The organism is Xanthobacter autotrophicus (genome assembly GCF_029991245.1).
Classification (GTDB): Bacteria; Pseudomonadota; Alphaproteobacteria; order Rhizobiales; family Xanthobacteraceae; genus Xanthobacter; species Xanthobacter autotrophicus_C.
On record NZ_JAIVFO010000434.1, the window covers coordinates 1 to 403 of the forward strand.

The 403-nt window shown below is 70.2% G+C and carries 1 protein-coding gene; it reads left to right on the forward strand.

The window, feature by feature from the left end; genetic code table 11:
• Window positions 1-403: GNAT family N-acetyltransferase (locus K9U41_RS23565; protein WP_282643243.1), on the forward strand; the 403-nt coding region annotated here is incomplete at both ends.

A 403-nucleotide genomic window follows, 5' to 3' on the forward strand; every position in this document is an offset into this window, starting at 1 on the left:
GACGTGCAGACGCGCTTCTTCCAGAAGCTCAGGTCGCTGACCGATCGCGCGGCCGACCACCTGTGCAACGTCGACTACCACGACGAGATGGCCTTCGCGGCCGTCGTCGGCCCGCCCGAGTCCGAGCGGGTGGTGGCGACCAGCAGCTACTACCTCGACCCCCGCGAGCGACTGGGGGAGGTCGCCTACATGGTGGAGCCGGGGTGGCAGGGCACCGGCCTGGCGTCGGCGCTGCACGCGCGCACCGTCGAGTACGCCCGCTCCCACGACGTCCGCGGCCTCACCGCCGACGTGCTGATGAGCAACAGCGGGATGATGAAGGTGTTCCGCCGCGGCGCCGGCTACGAGCTGCGCAGCGAGCTCGAGGACGGTGTGTACGAGGTGCAGATGCTCTTCCCCGACC